We start from the raw sequence: 15,359 nt of genomic DNA, 5'->3' as shown, positions 1-15,359 counted from the left end.
GTAATGCATCATATGAGGACATAGAATCCTTGGTGATTAACCCAGGCAAGCGGTTGAAGGAGGTTTTTTGAGGTGGACGATTGGCTTTATGTGGTCGTCAGCGTGGCTGTCGCCGCCTTCGTCGGCGGGGTCACGAATCATTTTGCGATTAAAATGTTGTTTCATCCCCGAAACCCGGTTTATATCGGAAAATATCACGTTCCGTTCACGCCGGGTCTGATTCCCAAGCGAAGGGAAGATATAGCGGAGTCGCTGGGCAACGTGGTTGCGGAATACCTTGTGACGACCGAGGGCTTGCAGGAATTGATGCTCCGGCCGGCGTTCAAAAACCAGGCGGAGCAGTACCTGCTGTCGGCGCTTCACCGTCTAGCGGCGAATCCGAACACGCTGAAGGAAGCGGCGCTGAGCGTCTGGGAACCCGAACAGTGGGAAGCGCTCAAGGGCCGCTTGGCTGAAGCGGGGGGCGCGCTGGCCGAGCGGGGAGGCCGGTATCTTTGGGACCGTCTCGGCCTCGACGGACGGAAGCTGAGCGAAATCGTACCGGGGTGGACGGAGGACAACCGGGAGCGATGGAGCGCGGCTGCGGCGGACGCGGTGCTTCGGGCGGTGGAGGAGGAACTTCTTTCGGCCGAGGGCCAGCGGATGCTGTCCAAGATGGCGGCGAACATGGTCGATCGGGCGGGCGGTTTTCTCGGCACGATGGCGGCGATTTTCGTGGACGAGGATAAGTTGGTCCGCAAGCTGACGCCGACACTGGTCCAGGCGCTCCGGGGAGAAGAGGCCGGACGCAGGGTCGCTCTGGCCATTCGGGGAAGAATGGAGCAGCTTGGCGAGAAAACCGCCGCGGAGCTGCTGGAAATGCTGGCCGGACAGGATGCGGAAGGATGGCTGGCCGATCAGATCCAAAATCTGCCCTTCGAGAAGTGGCTCGCTTCCGCCGAACAGGTAAAAGTCGCTTCCCTGGTGGCCCCTTGGCTTTCCCGGGCCGAGGCGGCGCTGCCGTCCGTGACGGAGCGGCTGATATCCTGGGTTGTTAAAGGCATCCCCGCCGCGATGCGGGCGATCCAACTGCCGAAGCTCGTTCAGGAGCAGGTGCAGAAGTTTCCGGTGGAACGGCTGGAGGAGGTCATCCTAAGCGTGTCGGGCAAGGAGTTCCGGGCCATCACCTGGCTCGGGGTGCTGCTCGGGGGCATCATCGGCTTGTTTCAGTCGCTTTTGATGCTGTGGATGGGGTAACGCAAAAAACATTATTTTATTGGAGGATGAAACTGTGAATATTTACGATAAGGCGAATGAACTGGCCAAAGCATTAAAGGAGAGCCCGGAGGTGGCGGAGATTACCTCCGCCATGAAGCTGGTGGACGCCGATCCCGAGAGCAAGCGGATGCTGGACGATTTCCGCAACCGCCAGAACGAGCTGCAGCAGCAAATGATGACCGGTGAAATGCCGTCTCCCGAAGAGATGGAGAAGATGGAGAAGCTGTTCGAGGTGCTCAGCATGAACCTGAATATCCGGCGCCTGTTTGATGCGGAGCGGCGGCTCAGCGTCATTATCCAGGACGTCAACAAAATCATTACGGACAGCCTTCAGCATTTATACGGACCGCAAATGTAAAACTTGTCTCATATTTCTCCTTGGTCTTCATAGAATAGAAATATAGATTTGAAGACGAAGGAGCTGCGGTCATAAATGAAGACGGTGAAGAAGAAGAGTAAAATCAAGCATGTCGTGTATTTGATCCTGGCTTTGGCGATGCTCGTCTACGCTCTGCCCATGATTTCCTTTGAGCCGGGCGCGGGCTGGGTATCGGTATTCGGCGCGGTGTGGGCCGCCTTCGCGTTTCTCGTCATCGGCGCGCATCTGCATTTTATCCTCGGCGTAAATGAGGAGAAGCAGCGGGCGCTTGACGCGGTCCGCCGGGCGAAGCTGCGGGAATGGCAGAGCAAGTGGACGGAGGAAGGCAAGCAAGGCCATGGCATGTAAAGGAACATAAAAAAACTGTCGGAAAAGCCGGGGTTACGGCTTCATCCGACAGTTTTTTTGTTTCAGGCGGAGACGATCCTGTCCCTTTATTCGAGAATCATGCGGTCGTGGCTCTCCCCCGGGGGGACGATCGGGTACACGTTCTGCTCTTCCACGACGCGGAATTCCATCAGGACGGGACCGGGCAAATCCAGTCCCTGGCGAATGATTGCCTCCGCTTCGGACAAGCTGGAAGCGCGCAGGCCGGTAACGCCATAAGCCGCCGCGAACGCTACATAATCCGGGGAGGTAATTTGGACGGAAGAATAGCGGCGCTGGTGGAACAACTGCTGCCACTGCCGCACCATGCCGAGATAGCCGTTGTTCAGAATGGCGATTTTGATCGGCAGCCCGTAGTCCACCGCGGTCATCAGCTCCTGCAGATTCATTTGGAAGCTTCCGTCCCCGGTGACGCAGAGGACGGGCTCATGGCGTCCGGCGGCCTCCGCGCCGATGGCGGCGCCGATCGCGGCAGGCAGCCCGAAGCCCATCGTGCCGAGCCCTCCGGAGGTCAGGAACGACCGGGCCCGCTTGAACTTGTAGTGATGGGCCGTCCAGATTTGATGCTGGCCGACATCGGTGGCCACGATCGCTTCACCGTCCGTCAGCTTATTGAGCAGCGAGATCACCTCCTGGGGATTCAATGTCCCCGGTTTGGCGGTGAAGTGGGGCACGCTCCTCTGCCAGCCGGCCGCTTCCGCCGCCCAGGACCGAACGCCGCCGGGGGAGGAAGCGGCCAAGGCCGTTAGGCCCTCCAGCAGTTCGGACAAGTTTCCGTGCACTCCCAGGTGAACGGGGATATTTTTGCCCAGCTCGGCGTCATCGATGTCGACCTGAACCTTCCAGGAGTTCGGCGAGAACGCCTGGATCTTTCCCGACAGCCGGTCGTTGAAGCGAACGCCGAGGGCCAGCAGCAGGTCCGCCTGGTGGACGGCCCGGTTGGCCGCATACGTGCCGTGCATCCCCACCATGCCGAGATAGAGCGGATGGCCGGACGGAAAGGCGCCGATGCCCATCAGCGTGCTGACGACCGGGATGTCGGCGTGTTCCGCCAGCTGGCGGAGCGCTTCGGAAGCTCCCGAGGAGACCACGCCGCCGCCGGCAAGGATGACGGGACGCTCGGCGGAGGCGAGGCGATCCGCGATCAGGCTGATCGTTTCCCGCGAAACGGGGGGCACGGGCTCGTACCCGCGCAGAGTAACGTGGCGTAAAGGGGCTTGCTCCGTTTTGGCGTTCATGATGTTCTTCGGCAGGTCCACGAGCACGGGACCGGGCCGGCCGGAAGTCGCGATATGAAACGCCTCTTTGAGAATTCGGGGAAGCTGTTCCACCTCCATGACGACATAGTTATGCTTGGTCACGTCCATCGTCATGCCGAAGATATTCACTTCCTGGAAGCTGTCCCGTCCGATCAGATCGGTCGAAACCTGACCGGTCAGCACGACGAGCGGGACGGAGTCCATGAACGCGTTGGCGATGCCGGTTACGGCGTTCGTCGCTCCCGGGCCGCTGGTGACCAGCGCCACGCCGGGCCGTCCGGTGATCCGCGCGTAACCGTCCGCCGCATGAACGGCCGCTTGCTCGTGCCGGGTGAGAATGTGACGGATATCCGGACAATCGTACAGGGCGTCGTAAATCGGGATCACCGCTCCGCCGGGATAACCGAAGAGGGTGTCGACCCCTTCCTCGCGCAGGCAGCGGATAAGCAATTCGGCTCCGGTGACCGTTTTTGAAGCCTGGACAGGGTGATTCGCAGTATGGTTTGGCATTTGGTTCCCTCCCGTATTTTTGACCCATTCTAGCGGAAAGGAAGATAAGCCGGAGTGACTCCGGTCATAAAGCGGGTATATTTTTCGGATATGTGATTGATAAAAAAAGCTTGCACGTATCGATGACTCCGAGCGCGACACCCGGAGTAACGTTCTCTGCCATGGAACGGGGGAAGCAGGCGGGTTATCCCGCTGGGTGTTTAATCGCGACAGTTGAACGCGGACATCCATGATAATCATTTTCGCGGCACCCCGAGGTCCTGCCGGATGACGATGCAAGGGATCGATTATTTGCGGGAGCTGGATATTCCGAATCAAATCAATACGACCGGGTCCCGTTAAAAATTTGAAGATGATAGGGTTTCGGATACACGTCGCCAACATCCACAATTGTAGTTATGAGGTACCATCGTCGGAATCTGGATTATTAACGGGAAAAGTTCCTGTTATTGTACCGCTCTTGGCTCTTCGGTCGGATTTAGCTGGAAAAACTCCATCTATTTTGCGGCCCTATTGCCGATATACACCATTCCAGGCGAATTAGCGGGAGGTTTTCCAGCTAATTCGCCTCTGCAACCGTATACGTTCCAAATTAACGGGAAGAATTCCCTTTAATTCGAACCAAGAACCCTTTACACCGATGTGAAAATTTTCAAATCAATAGTTCAAGCTAATGTCTAATAGAATCGGCAGGGGCTCACCGCCCGTAAACCGCACATCACATTTTATGAATAGAGCGGGCTAAGCCCCAGGGGAAAACCGCTTGACACTATAACAGACAAGTGTAGAATATTAAAAGTAGACAAATGTAGAAAATGGAGGTTCGGCGATGAACTTGATGAAGAAACTTCCGGATGCCGAATTTGAAATCATGAAGGTGGTGTGGGCCAATAAACCGCCGATTACAACCGGGACGGTAATGGAGCAGTTGGGAAAGGAAAAGGCATGGAAGGCACAAACAATTATAACTTTGATGAACAGACTGGTGGAGCGCGGCTTTTTGCGGAGTGAGAAAAAGGGAAAAGAACGGACGTATTTTTCGCTGATAAGTAAGGATGAGTATTTAAAATTTGAAACCGATGACTTTATCCAGCGATTTCACGGAAATTCCTTCTCCAGTTTAATCGCTGCGTTGAACGATAGCAGGAAATTCAAGAAAAACGATCTCGATGAGCTTGAGAAATGGCTAAAGGAAAAGAGGGAGTGATTTGACGGATTTTTTATCTCTATTTATCCAATGCTCGATTTCCATGTCCTTAGTAACATTGGCGTATATGGCGATGCTTCCTTATTTGGCTAAAAGATACGCCGCAAAATGGTTATACCTCATTTGGTGGGTAGTCTCAATCGGCTGGTTGATCCCTCTCCGTCCGCATATTGCGATCCCTTTTGTTCCTGTCCATAACGGCTCGACTACCGCCCCGTTCTTGAGTGAGCACGGAGATATAAGAGCGACAACCGGCATGGTAACACGTATAGTGGGCGAAAACGACTATACGGCCGCCACTTCATTTCTGGAATGGCGGATCTTTGCGGGGATTTGGTTGATCGGTGTCTTACTGGTGTTGTCCTTCCAACTTTATCGTCATTTTAGATTTTTGAAGCTGACCAACCGTTGGAGCGAGCCAGTGGCCGAAAACAAGATCCTGGAAATCTTTGAAACTTTGACTTCGGAGTTAAATATAAAAACCAAGGTACGGGTAAAATTCTGCCGCGTTATCTCATCACCGATGTTAACCGGTTTAATTCGGCCGGTGATTCTGCTTCCCCGGGATATCATGGAGGAAGAGGAGTATCGGTATATTATGAAGCATGAACTGATCCATTTTAAACGGTTCGACCTTTGGCTTAGGTTGATGATGCTGGGAGTGAAATCCCTTCACTGGTTCAATCCCCTGGTGTATTTGATGGACCGAACGATTTCATTGTATGGCGAAATCTCTTGTGATGAGCGGGTTCTCCAAGGAGAGGGTTTTCATAAGCGAAAAAAATACGGCGAACTCTTAATAAAAGTGATCCGAAACGGATCAATAACCGGCACTTCCATATCCACCAATCTGTTTGGAGGGAAACGTAACATGCGAAAACGCATAGATTCGATAATGGCTATTCGGCAAAAAAAGAACGGTGTCGTGATCCTCGCCCTGATATTGACCGGATTGTTTTTGATATCTGCCGTCTGGAACTCCCCGGAAGCCAAGGCGGGAAATCGGCAGATTCCTTCCGCCAAGGCCGAGGCGCTTGAGGTGGTTGTGGAGAACTGTAATGTTCGAGTGCAGCTCGCTTCGGATCAAAAGCTATCCTTTGTCTCCGATGCGGAATTCATAGAGGTGGTACAAAACACCAAAAAGACGACGACTCAAATCACCATCCGGCCGAAACGAGGTCAATCCGCGACGGATGCTGCAGACATGGTCACTTTGCTTGTACCCGAGCAAAAATACAAAACGGTTACGGTCAAGGGTGACAAAGCCGGCATTTCTTTGCCGGCCTTGAACGCCGATCTTGATCTTACGATCATCGACGGAAGTTTGTCGGCCGTCCTGCCGAAGGGATTTGCCAACACCCTTAAAATGGCTGTAGAAAACGGGGCCGGAAGTCTTCATATCGATCAGGGAGCCAGTAACTACAAGCTCTCCATGGGCATTAAAGAAAGCGCACTAACCATTCCGGAGCAATTCCCCGGATACAAACATGGAGCGTCAAGTTTTACATACAAAAGCGGCAAGGGAAAGGCGCAGGTTCAAGTCGATCTCAGCGGCTCCGCCTTCTCGATCAGCGATAATTAAAAAAATCGGCCGGACCCTACCCACCACGATAGGCGCATAGAGGCCCGGCCGATTCCGATTCAAGCCCGTTTACGACTCGGGAGCCAAAGCGCTGGACAAGCGCGCCATACCGCTGAGTCCTTTCATTCCTCCGTACAGCGTGTAGAAGAAGGAGTCCGGAGCCTCCAGCGAAAAGGAGAGATACTGCTTCGGATCGATGCCGAGCATTTTTTCGAACAACTCCGCCGTGTCGTAGGCGTAAAAACAGAAGTAAGTGTATGCGAATTCCGGCATCTTCTCGGCGATCGTCACGATTTCGGCCGCGTAACGCTCCAAATCGCTTTCGGCCTCGGCGATCATGGCGAGCGCGTCTTCCAAGCCCACTTGGATGTTCAGGGTCTTTTCATCGATAATCTCAATCGTGGCCAACGGGATCACCTCCTTGGCTTCTTATTCCGTCTTTCCGATTTTCACCCGGAAAACATCCGGGCCTTGCTCCAGATAGTCCCAAGTAAAGCGTCCGGGATGCATCGCTTCAAACTGAAAACGCAGCGGCACGGGATCGTGATCGTTGACGAGCAGCATCGCTTCACCCGGCTCCAGGCCGTTGAAGGCGGCGAAGATCGTTTTATGTTTTAATTGCGGCGGATACTCCGTGGCGTTGACGGTTGTTTTGATGGTTTGGCTCATGGTTGGCCCTCCTGTTTATTTAAAATTGAAGCTTTGCACTCAGTATATCAACCGGCTCATGTGCAGTTGTGATACAAATCACAAAATAAAATCACAGGTATAATTTCTCCACAAGGCTTCGGTATTCCGACAAAGTCCAAGTGAGGCGCCTCACGAACGCTCCGCAAAAGTGCACCCTTTCAGGGAACGGATAATCAATGTAAACGAAGGTTATCGGATCTTTCGGTGGAGCTTGCTCACGGAATGTCCGCTTTTTTTTGCGTCCGGATCGTGTATAATGGATACAGAATAGTACAGATTGGGATTGGGGGTATAACAGTTGCAGGGGCATGAGGAAAGCGTAACCAAGCATGAGCAGCTGCTACAGCATATCGAGAGTCTCAAAATCGGAACCAAAATATCGGTGCGCAAACTGGCGAAAGGGATGGGAGTCAGCGAAGGAACCGCCTATCGTGCGGTTAAGGAAGCGGAGAATCTCGGGATCGTCATCACGAAGGAACGGATCGGAACCGTTCGCGTAGAGAAGAAGCCGCGGAATATTACCGACCAACTGACGTTCGGGGACGTGGTCGAAATCGTCGAAGGGCATGTGCTGGGCGGAGCCGACGGCCTGGACAAAAACCTTCATAAATATGTGATCGGCGCAATGAAGATCGACGCCATGGCCCGCTATATCGATGCGGGAAGCCTTTTGATCGTAGGGAACCGGGAGGACGCCCATTCGCTCGCACTGGAACAGGGCGCGGGCGTGCTGATTACCGGCGGTTTCGGAACGAGCCGGGAAGTCAAAACTTTGGCCGACCGCTTGTCGCTGCCGATCATCTCTTCGCGGCACGATACGTTTACGGTAGCCTCGATGATCAACCGGGCGATCTTCGACCGTCTCATCAAGAAGAAAATTATGCTCGTGGAAGATATCGTCGTGCGTAAGCCGAAGGTCAACATGCTGAAGGTGACCAGCAATATTTCCGACTTCGATCAATTGTCGATCGAAACCGGGGCGCAGCATTTTCCGGTGGTGGACGAATGGAACCGCGTCATCGGCATCGTCAGCCGCAAAGATGTGGAGGAACTCAGCGGGGACCAGAGCATAGAAAAATGCCTGACGCGCCATCCGATTACGGTCGGGCTGCAAACGTCGCTCGCTTCGGCGGCCCAAATCATGGTTTGGGAAGGGATCGACTTCCTGCCTGTCGTCGACCGCAACCGGAAGCTGATTTCTTCGGTAACGCGGAGGGAAGTGCTGCAGGCCATGCGCGATGCCCGGAATCAGCCGCAGCTTGGCGAAACGTTCGAGCATCTCATGTGGAACGGATTCGCGGAGGAAAGGGACGAGAACGGCCGGCTGTTTTTTCACGGGATGATTACGCCGCAAATGGCTACGGACCTCGGAACGATTTCCCATGGCGTGCTTACATCGCTGATGACCCAGGCGGGCCTGAACGCTGCGAAGGATGCGAGCGGGGCGGACTATGTGGTGGACAACCTGACGACGTATTTCGTCCGTCCGGTGCAGATCGAGAATCCGGTCGTCATCACGCCGGTTGTCCTGGAGATGAGCCGCCGGGCGTGCAAGCTGGAAATCGTCATGACCTATCAGGATTTCCTGGTGTCCAAGGCCGTCATGACGCTGCAGTCCATCGACCACGCTTAAGCGTGGTCATAACGCTGTCGTTATTCCGGGTTCCGGCGGGAGAAGATTCCGTGGTTGCGGATGCCGGCGAATATATTGAAGGCGCCGAGCACCATAAACAAGGCGCCGACGACAACGCGAACCGTCGAGCCGCTAAAGATAAGCATTTGAATCAGTGCAAGCATGATCAGCATGGTGCCCATACTGATATTCGATTTGGCCTGGGCGATCCCGCGGATCCGCGCATCAAGCGAACGCCGGGATTTAATGCTGAAAAAGATGGAGCAGACGCTGGAAACAATCAGGCAGGCGTATAGAATATAGGTTAAAGCTTCAATCATGGGAAGAAGTCACGGCTCCTTTTTAAATGATGGAATTGTGATATTTATCATTGTAGCATGATTCCTTAGCTTCGCACATAGGGCCTGATATCGACCCAGATCTGGAGTACGCCTTCGCTCACCAGCATCGTTTTCACCTGAATCGCGTATTCCTTGTCCCGCACGGCATAAATTTTCCGGTCCAGCAGCGTCCGGGCCATTTTGGCGTCGGAGTCGATTTCGAACATGCTACGGCCGCGCAGCACTTCCAATTCCTCATGCAATTGCTGAACGACCTCTTTGACGGCCAGCGCGTCCAAGGGCGGGTCGCGATCTTCGACCCGGACTTTTATTTCCTTGATCACGGTAGAGCGTTTATGGTACTTTTTCAGCGTTTTGTTGTCTTCCTCCGCCTGATAGAGTTGAATTTGCAAATCTTTATTCTCCAGCCAAAGTTTATTGAAGCTGGCCTGATAGACGATGTTGAACCCGATGCTGCCGGCGACCATGCCGAGAATAAAGACGGCGGCCAATTGCATAAACCGCTTAAAACCTTTTAGGGTTTCCCGCGCTTCGACTCTGCGTTCGCTCATCCCCGGCTGCCTCCGCACATCCACCTCACGAGTTCCGAGCCCATATGGGCCCCGAGAAACGCAAACAGCAAATATAAAATTTGCTTGATCGCCGGGGACAAATTCCCGTCGAAGAAATTGCTTTCGATGACCCGCATCGGGTCGATCGTACCGCCAACCGCGGCGGCGAGCGCCCATATCTTAATCCTTCCCGCGATATCCAGCATCGTCTGCGTCGGTGGCTGCATGGACACGATGGCCCCCAGTCCCCCGACCATAGCCCCCCCGACGACGATGCCGAACGCTACAAAAAAATCCATGACCGCCTTAGTCAGAAACGTACTCATCCGATAGGCCTCCCTCTTCGCAAATCCATCCGTTATTTCGCTTGTCCATTCCGGTTCTATATCATTCTATGGGCGCAATCAGGCAATCTATGATAAAATATTTAAAAAGGGAACAAATGTTTTGATTTAAGTCCTAGTCCACAAAATTTTGGTTCCATTGGAAAGGAAGGAAACGCATGGACAGCTTCGTTCATCTCCACGTACATAGTGAATACAGCCTCCTCGACGGCGCGGCCCGTCTGGAAGATCTGGTTGCCAAAGCGGCCGCTTTTGGCATGAAGGCGTTGGCGCTGACCGATCACGGCGTGATGTACGGCGCGGTTCCTTTTTATAAATTGTGCCGGTCGCACGGCATCAAGCCGATTATCGGCTGCGAGATGTATTTTACAGCGGGCTCCCGAAAGGAGCGGGGGAGCCGGAAGGACCAGCCGATCCACCACCTGATTTTGCTGGCCAAGAACGAGGTCGGGTACCGGAATCTGATGCGGCTTTGCTCGATCGGCCATCTGGAAGGCTTTCATTACAAGCCGCGGATCGATTGGGAGGTGCTGGAGCGCCACAAGGAAGGCCTGGTTTGTCTCAGCGCCTGCCTCGGCGGCGAGGTACCGCATCATCTGCTGCACGGGCGGCCGGAAGAGGCGAAGCGGGCCGCGCTTCGTTACCGCGACGCGTTCGGGGAAGACTTCTACCTGGAGCTTCAGGATCACGGCATGCCCGAACAGAAGAAGGTTAACCCGCTGCTCGTCGAACTGGCGCGCGAAACGGGAATCGGTCTGGTGGCCACGAACGACGTGCATTGTCTCGGGGAAGAAGACGCCGAGGTCCAGGATGTGCTGATCTGCATCGGAACGGGCAAGACGGTGGAGGACGAGGATCGCTTCAAGATCGGGACCAGCCAGCTATATATGAAGAGCGGACCGCAGATGGCCGCCTTGTTTCCCCATATTTCCGAAGCGTTGGACAATACGGCGAAGATCGCGGACAAATGCGAGCTGGAGCTTACGTTCGGGCGGCATATTTTACCCGAATTTCGGCCTGTACCGGAAGGGATGACGTCGGCGACTTACCTGGCTTCGCTGTGCGAGCGGGGGCTCGAAGAGCGGTATGGAGACCAGGAGATTTGGCGGGATGAAGCGGAGCGGGCGAAGCTCCGGGAGCGGCTTCATTACGAGCTTGAGGTCATCGGCAGCATGGGCTTCTCCGATTATTTCCTCATCGTGTGGGATTTTATCGCCTATGCGCACCGCCACGGTATCGCCGTCGGACCCGGGCGGGGTTCGTCGGCCGGAAGTTTGGTTGCTTATGTGCTGCGTATCACCAACGTCGATCCGATCAAATACCGGCTCCTGTTCGAACGTTTTCTCAACCCCGAGCGCGTGACGATGCCGGATATCGATATCGATTTCAGCGACGAGCGGCGCGACGAAGTGATCGCCTATGTGGCTGACAAATACGGCGCCGAGCATGTCGCGCAGATCATTACGTTCGGAACGATGGCGGCGCGTGCGGCCGTCCGCGATGTGGGCCGGGCGCTGAACGTGCCCTTCGGGGAGGTCGATAAGGTCGCCAAATTGATTCCCGGAAACTTGGGGATGACGATTGAACGGGCCATGAAGGAAAGCCCGGATTTGAAGCAGTTGTACGACACGCAGCCCCGGGTTCGCAAATTGCTGGATACGGCCCGGAAAGTGGAGGGTATGCCCCGGCACGCCTCCACCCATGCCGCCGGCGTGGTCATATCCCGCGATCCGCTGACGGATGCGGTACCGCTGCAGGCCGGCGGTGAAGGAACGGCTTTGACCCAGTATTCCATGGAGAATCTGGAATCCGTCGGCTTGCTGAAGATGGACTTTCTCGGCCTGCGCACGCTGTCCATTATCGAGCGATGCATGCGCTGGATCGGGGAGCAAACGGGCGATACGCCGGATTTCCGGCTGGTTCCCGACGACGATCCGCTTACTTATGAGATGCTCGGTAACGGCGAAACGACCGGCGTATTCCAGCTTGAATCGGCGGGGATGCGCCGGGTGCTCCGCGAGCTGAAACCGACGGTCTTCGAAGATATCATCTCGGTTTTGGCCTTGTATCGGCCGGGTCCGATGGAGTTTATTCCGAAGTTTATTTCGGGCAAACACGGGCAGACGGCGGTGGATTACCCGCACGGGGATCTGGAGCCGATCCTCAAGGATACGTACGGCATTATCGTGTATCAGGAGCAGATTATGCAGATCGCTTCCCGGATGGCCGGATTTTCACTGGGGGAAGCGGATTTGCTGCGGCGAGCCGTATCGAAGAAGAAGCGCGAGGTGCTGGACGAGCAGCGCGGCCACTTCGTGGCCGGAAGCAAGGCGCAGGGATACCGCGAGGAGGAGGCGAACGCGGTATACGATATGATCGTGCGCTTTGCGGATTACGGCTTCCCCCGGGCCCATGCGGCCGCTTACGGCGTACTCGCTTTTCAAACGGCCTATTTGAAAGCTCACTATCCCGTGCATTTTATGGCGGCCATGCTGACCGCCGTCATGGGAAGCCACCGCAAAGTGGCGGAATATATTGTCGAATGCCGGCGGATGGGGATTACCGTGCTGCCGCCGGACGTGAACGAAAGCGGGATTCTTTTCACACCACAGGCGGGAGCGCCGGGCGAAAGTGCGGACCGTGACGCTCACGGCGGGGATGGGGGCGCCGCGTCTTCCCTCGGCATTATCCGCTTTGGGCTGGCGGCGATCAAAAACGTCGGCACCCAAGCGATGGAGAGTATTTTGCAGGAGCGGAAAGAGCGGCCGTTCGACAGCTTGCTCGATTTTTGCCGCCGCGTCGATCTTCGGGTATGCAACAAGCGGGTGATCGAGTCCCTGATCCAGGGCGGCGCCTTCGACGCGCTGCCGGGCCACCGGGCCCAACTGCTCGCCATGTTGGACGAGACGGTGGAAGCGGCGCTGAAATGGCGCAAAGAACGGGAGGATCTGCAGATCCAGCTATTCGACTTCGAATTGACGCCGAATTGGGACATCGAGTATCCGGAGATTCCGAAGTTTACGGCGACCCAGCAACTGGAGCTGGAACGCGAGCTGCTCGGCCTGTACCTCTCAGGCCATCCGCTGGACGACTATGAGGATGTCCTTGAGGATGAAGGGACGGAACGCCTGATGGAGCTGGCCGATGCCGTCGATGGCCGTAAAATTGTGGCCGCCGGGATGGTCGTTTCCGTGAAGTCGATCACGACGAAACAAGGGAAGGCCATGGCGTTCATGGAGCTGGAGGACCAGATCGAACGCTGCGAGGTCGTGCTGTTCCCCGAGGTGTGGCGGCGGTGCTCCGGGCACGTCGCCAAAGGGGCTCTGCTGGCGCTTCGCGCCACCGTCCAGCAGCAGGACGAAGGCTTCAAGCTGCTGGCCGACGAGGTGGCGCCGCTCAGCGCGCAGAGCCTCGCGCAGTTGAAGCGCGGCCTCGCCCGGGGCGGACGCGCCGCGGCTGCGCCGTCGGGCCCGGGCCCAGCCGCGCCCGGCGCCCGCGGGCCCGCTGCGCCTGCGGGTGCGCCAGGCGCAGCGCGAGATCGGAAGACGCCGGCGCAGCAGCGCGTCTTCATCAAGATCACGGCGGCGGCGGAGAACGCCGGCCTGCTGGAGCAGCTGAAGGCGCTGCTCGTGAAGCATGCCGGTCCCGTGGAAACCGTGCTGTTCTACGAGAGCACCGGCAAGCTGCTCGCCTTGAACGAACGTTACGGCGTCAAGCCGTCTCCGGAGCTGCTCCGGCAATTGGAGGAGCTGATGGGGCCCGACACCGTCAAAGTCAAATAAACTGTAAAGCCGGGGGTTCATGTCATGAGTCCCCCCGGCTTTTTTTCATGAACATTTCAAGTTTGCCCCGCATACACATAGGAACACCAGATAGAAGTGTCCAATGAATTCGGGAGGGATCGGATTTGTCCTATGAGGTAGCGGAGGCTTGGCTTAAGCGCAGGGGAGTGACGCTGGAGGAAATCGCCGGAATCGTATACACGCTCCAGGCGCCGTATCATGCGGACCTGAAGGCGGAGGAATGTTTGGACAGCGTCAGAGCGGTGCTGAACAAGCGAGAGGTGCAGTATACCTTGTTCACCGGGATCGCGCTGGACGAACTCGCGGAGCGCAAGCTGCTGCCGGAGCCGCTTCAGGCCATACTCGAAGCGGATGAGCCGCTGTACGGGGTGGACGAGACGATGGCCCTCGGCATTACGAGCGTCTTCGGCATGATCGGTCTGACGAGCTTCGGTTATTTGGACAAGATGAAACCGGAAATTATCGGCAGACTCAACAATGAGGGGGGACGCATCCACGTGTTTCTGGATGATTTGGTGGCGGGTCTCGCCGCGGCCGCGTCCGCCCGGATCGCCCATAAGAGCAGCGGGGCCGCGGTTTACCCGGCGGAATAGGGCGTGATAAGGCGGAATAAAGAGTGATAAAGTGAGATAAAGTGAGATAAAGTGAGATAAAGTGAGATAAAGAGCGGTAAAGTGCGGTAAGTGCGGTAAAGCGTGATAAGACGTGATAAGCCGTCAGGCTGTGGTGCAATGCTCCAGCCCCGGCGGTCACTCCCGCCGCCGCCCGGAATAGCGGTCGTTTGGGGCGCTATATCGGTCCGATTTGGCTATGGAGGGAAAATAGCGGTCAAAAAAGGCCTTATTTCCCTGTTGAGGCGCCCGGAATCGGGATTTTGCCCGATTTCCCCAGAAATAAGGCCTCAAAAGACCGCTATTTCCTGCCCATGAGCCAAATTCGACAAAATAGCGCCTCAAAAGACCGTTATTTCCCCCTCCCGCCTAAAGGTGGGGGGAAACGCCCTTACGGCGGGCAGCTCCAGCGCCAGCCCCGGCGATCACTCCCGCCGCCCTTCGGAATAGCGGCCAGATTTAACGCTGCAGCCGAAGCGGCTTAATCCCCCGTTTTTTCTCCGGCACCAGGTTCCGTCCCTTTGTTGCGGGATTTTTCAAAATTATGTTATCATTACTCTATTATATGGGCTCGAGAAAAGATTGGGGGCTTAGAAGAGGACATGTGGACTGTTATGTACATTGCGCCCACCGCCAAAATGGCGGACATGATCAAGACGAAACTCACCGAAGAAGGCTTTCTTGTCCAAACACGTCCTGTTAATCTATCCAAACAGCAGTTTGAAATTTTAGTTCCTTCCGGCGAACTGGAAGAGGTTCAAGAGGTTCTTAATTCGATATTGCATCCCTGAGGGCAAGGAAATAG

General features: G+C 55.7%; 15 protein-coding genes and 1 pseudogene. 10 read left to right on the top strand and 6 right to left on the bottom strand.

Features of this window, described 5'->3' with window-relative positions; all coding sequences use genetic code 11:
* Positions 1 to 72 precede the first annotated feature (72 nt).
* The 3 genes from FRY98_RS04545 to FRY98_RS04535 all read left to right on the top strand — a co-directional run bounded on the left by FRY98_RS04545 (position 73) and on the right by FRY98_RS04535 (position 1,984).
* The gene (locus tag FRY98_RS04545; RefSeq protein WP_148450535.1) at positions 73 to 1,236 is read left to right on the top strand and encodes a DUF445 family protein; all 1,164 of its coding nucleotides are present in this window, start codon (positions 73 to 75) and stop codon (positions 1,234 to 1,236) included.
* Between the two features lie 34 nt (positions 1,237 to 1,270).
* On the top strand, positions 1,271 to 1,615 hold the full coding sequence (locus tag FRY98_RS04540) for a YlbF/YmcA family competence regulator (protein ID WP_148450534.1): 345 nt from the start codon (positions 1,271 to 1,273) through the stop codon (positions 1,613 to 1,615).
* A 75-nt stretch (positions 1,616 to 1,690) separates the two neighbouring features.
* Entirely contained in the window at positions 1,691 to 1,984 is a 294-nt protein-coding gene (locus tag FRY98_RS04535) for a hypothetical protein (RefSeq protein ID WP_148450533.1), read from the top strand.
* Between the two features lie 86 nt (positions 1,985 to 2,070).
* On the opposite strand, the gene ilvB is transcribed toward FRY98_RS04535, so the two are convergent.
* On the bottom strand, positions 2,071 to 3,792 hold the full coding sequence (gene ilvB, locus FRY98_RS04530; RefSeq protein WP_148450532.1) for a biosynthetic-type acetolactate synthase large subunit: 1,722 nt from the start codon (positions 3,790 to 3,792) through the stop codon (positions 2,071 to 2,073).
* An 89-nt stretch (positions 3,793 to 3,881) separates the two neighbouring features.
* On the opposite strand from ilvB, the pseudogene FRY98_RS29420 reads away from it, so the two are divergent.
* From FRY98_RS29420 to FRY98_RS04520, 3 genes and pseudogenes are all read left to right on the top strand, one after another.
* Positions 3,882 to 4,131: pseudogene (locus FRY98_RS29420) on the top strand (radical SAM/SPASM domain-containing protein); the annotation flags it as partial.
* A 490-nt stretch (positions 4,132 to 4,621) separates the two neighbouring features.
* Positions 4,622 to 4,999, top strand: a complete 378-nt coding sequence (locus tag FRY98_RS04525) for a BlaI/MecI/CopY family transcriptional regulator (protein ID WP_148450531.1) — start codon at positions 4,622 to 4,624, stop codon at positions 4,997 to 4,999.
* A gap of 1 nt (position 5,000) precedes the next feature.
* Positions 5,001 to 6,581, top strand: a complete 1,581-nt coding sequence (locus tag FRY98_RS04520; RefSeq protein ID WP_148450530.1) for a M56 family metallopeptidase — start codon at positions 5,001 to 5,003, stop codon at positions 6,579 to 6,581.
* Positions 6,582 to 6,650: 69 nt separating this feature from the next.
* Here the strand turns inward: FRY98_RS04520 and FRY98_RS04515 are convergent, their stop codons facing one another.
* Positions 6,651 to 6,989 carry a hypothetical protein gene (locus FRY98_RS04515; RefSeq protein WP_148450529.1) on the bottom strand — a complete coding sequence of 113 codons (339 nt, stop codon included), beginning with the start codon at positions 6,987 to 6,989 and terminating at the stop codon, positions 6,651 to 6,653.
* A gap of 21 nt (positions 6,990 to 7,010) precedes the next feature.
* A complete protein-coding gene (locus FRY98_RS04510; protein WP_148450528.1) occupies positions 7,011 to 7,250 on the bottom strand; it encodes a DUF2249 domain-containing protein in 240 nt (79 codons plus the stop codon).
* Positions 7,251 to 7,569: 319 nt separating this feature from the next.
* Here FRY98_RS04510 and FRY98_RS04505 point away from each other — a divergent pair, with 319 nt between their 5' ends.
* Complete coding sequence (locus FRY98_RS04505; protein WP_148450527.1) at positions 7,570 to 8,904, top strand: DRTGG domain-containing protein; 1,335 nt, start codon at positions 7,570 to 7,572, stop codon at positions 8,902 to 8,904.
* A gap of 20 nt (positions 8,905 to 8,924) precedes the next feature.
* On the opposite strand, the gene FRY98_RS04500 is transcribed toward FRY98_RS04505, so the two are convergent.
* The 3 genes from FRY98_RS04500 to FRY98_RS04490 all read right to left on the bottom strand — a co-directional run bounded on the left by FRY98_RS04500 (position 8,925) and on the right by FRY98_RS04490 (position 10,122).
* The gene (locus FRY98_RS04500) at positions 8,925 to 9,224 is read right to left on the bottom strand and encodes a YtpI family protein (RefSeq protein WP_148450526.1); all 300 of its coding nucleotides are present in this window, start codon (positions 9,222 to 9,224) and stop codon (positions 8,925 to 8,927) included.
* 65 nt (positions 9,225 to 9,289) lie between these two features.
* Positions 9,290 to 9,796 (bottom strand): sporulation membrane protein YtrI, encoded by a 507-nt coding sequence (locus FRY98_RS04495; protein WP_148450525.1) that lies wholly within the window; start codon positions 9,794 to 9,796, stop codon positions 9,290 to 9,292.
* Complete coding sequence (locus FRY98_RS04490) at positions 9,793 to 10,122, bottom strand: YtrH family sporulation protein (protein WP_148450524.1); 330 nt, start codon at positions 10,120 to 10,122, stop codon at positions 9,793 to 9,795. Before FRY98_RS04490 ends, FRY98_RS04495 begins: the two co-directional genes overlap by 4 nt.
* 176 nt (positions 10,123 to 10,298) lie before the next feature.
* Between FRY98_RS04490 and FRY98_RS04485 the strand changes: the two genes are divergently transcribed.
* The 3 genes from FRY98_RS04485 (at position 10,299) to FRY98_RS04475 (ending at position 15,345) form a co-directional block, all read left to right on the top strand.
* On the top strand, positions 10,299 to 13,922 hold the full coding sequence (locus FRY98_RS04485; RefSeq protein ID WP_148450523.1) for a DNA polymerase III subunit alpha: 3,624 nt from the start codon (positions 10,299 to 10,301) through the stop codon (positions 13,920 to 13,922).
* A gap of 125 nt (positions 13,923 to 14,047) precedes the next feature.
* Positions 14,048 to 14,536: a phosphatidylglycerophosphatase A family protein gene (locus FRY98_RS04480; RefSeq protein WP_148450522.1), complete on the top strand. Its 489-nt coding sequence runs from the start codon at positions 14,048 to 14,050 to the stop codon at positions 14,534 to 14,536.
* A 620-nt stretch (positions 14,537 to 15,156) separates the two neighbouring features.
* Complete coding sequence (locus FRY98_RS04475; RefSeq protein WP_148450521.1) at positions 15,157 to 15,345, top strand: glutamate decarboxylase; 189 nt, start codon at positions 15,157 to 15,159, stop codon at positions 15,343 to 15,345.
* The last annotated feature ends 14 nt before the right edge of the window (positions 15,346 to 15,359 follow it).

Origin of the sequence: Paenibacillus faecis (assembly GCF_008084145.1) — a bacterium.
In the GTDB taxonomy this organism is placed as follows: Bacteria; Bacillota; Bacilli; order Paenibacillales; family Paenibacillaceae; genus Fontibacillus; species Fontibacillus faecis.
The sequence above is the reverse complement of the archived record's forward strand: the minus strand, read 5'-3'. Positions and strand labels throughout refer to the sequence as shown.

Coding starts and splice junctions, on each gene's coding strand:
- FRY98_RS04535 (WP_148450533.1), top strand. CDS start 1,691: ATGAAGACGGTGAAGAAGAAGAGTAAAATCAAGCATGTCGTGTATTTG.
- ilvB (WP_148450532.1), bottom strand. CDS start 3,792: ATGCCAAACCATACTGCGAATCACCCTGTCCAGGCTTCAAAAACGGTC.
- FRY98_RS04525 (WP_148450531.1), top strand. CDS start 4,622: ATGAACTTGATGAAGAAACTTCCGGATGCCGAATTTGAAATCATGAAG.
- FRY98_RS04510 (WP_148450528.1), bottom strand. CDS start 7,250: ATGAGCCAAACCATCAAAACAACCGTCAACGCCACGGAGTATCCGCCG.
- FRY98_RS04500 (WP_148450526.1), bottom strand. CDS start 9,224: ATGATTGAAGCTTTAACCTATATTCTATACGCCTGCCTGATTGTTTCC.
- FRY98_RS04495 (WP_148450525.1), bottom strand. CDS start 9,796: ATGAGCGAACGCAGAGTCGAAGCGCGGGAAACCCTAAAAGGTTTTAAG.
- FRY98_RS04490 (WP_148450524.1), bottom strand. CDS start 10,122: ATGAGTACGTTTCTGACTAAGGCGGTCATGGATTTTTTTGTAGCGTTC.
- FRY98_RS04485 (WP_148450523.1), top strand. CDS start 10,299: ATGGACAGCTTCGTTCATCTCCACGTACATAGTGAATACAGCCTCCTC.
- FRY98_RS04475 (WP_148450521.1), top strand. CDS start 15,157: ATGTGGACTGTTATGTACATTGCGCCCACCGCCAAAATGGCGGACATG.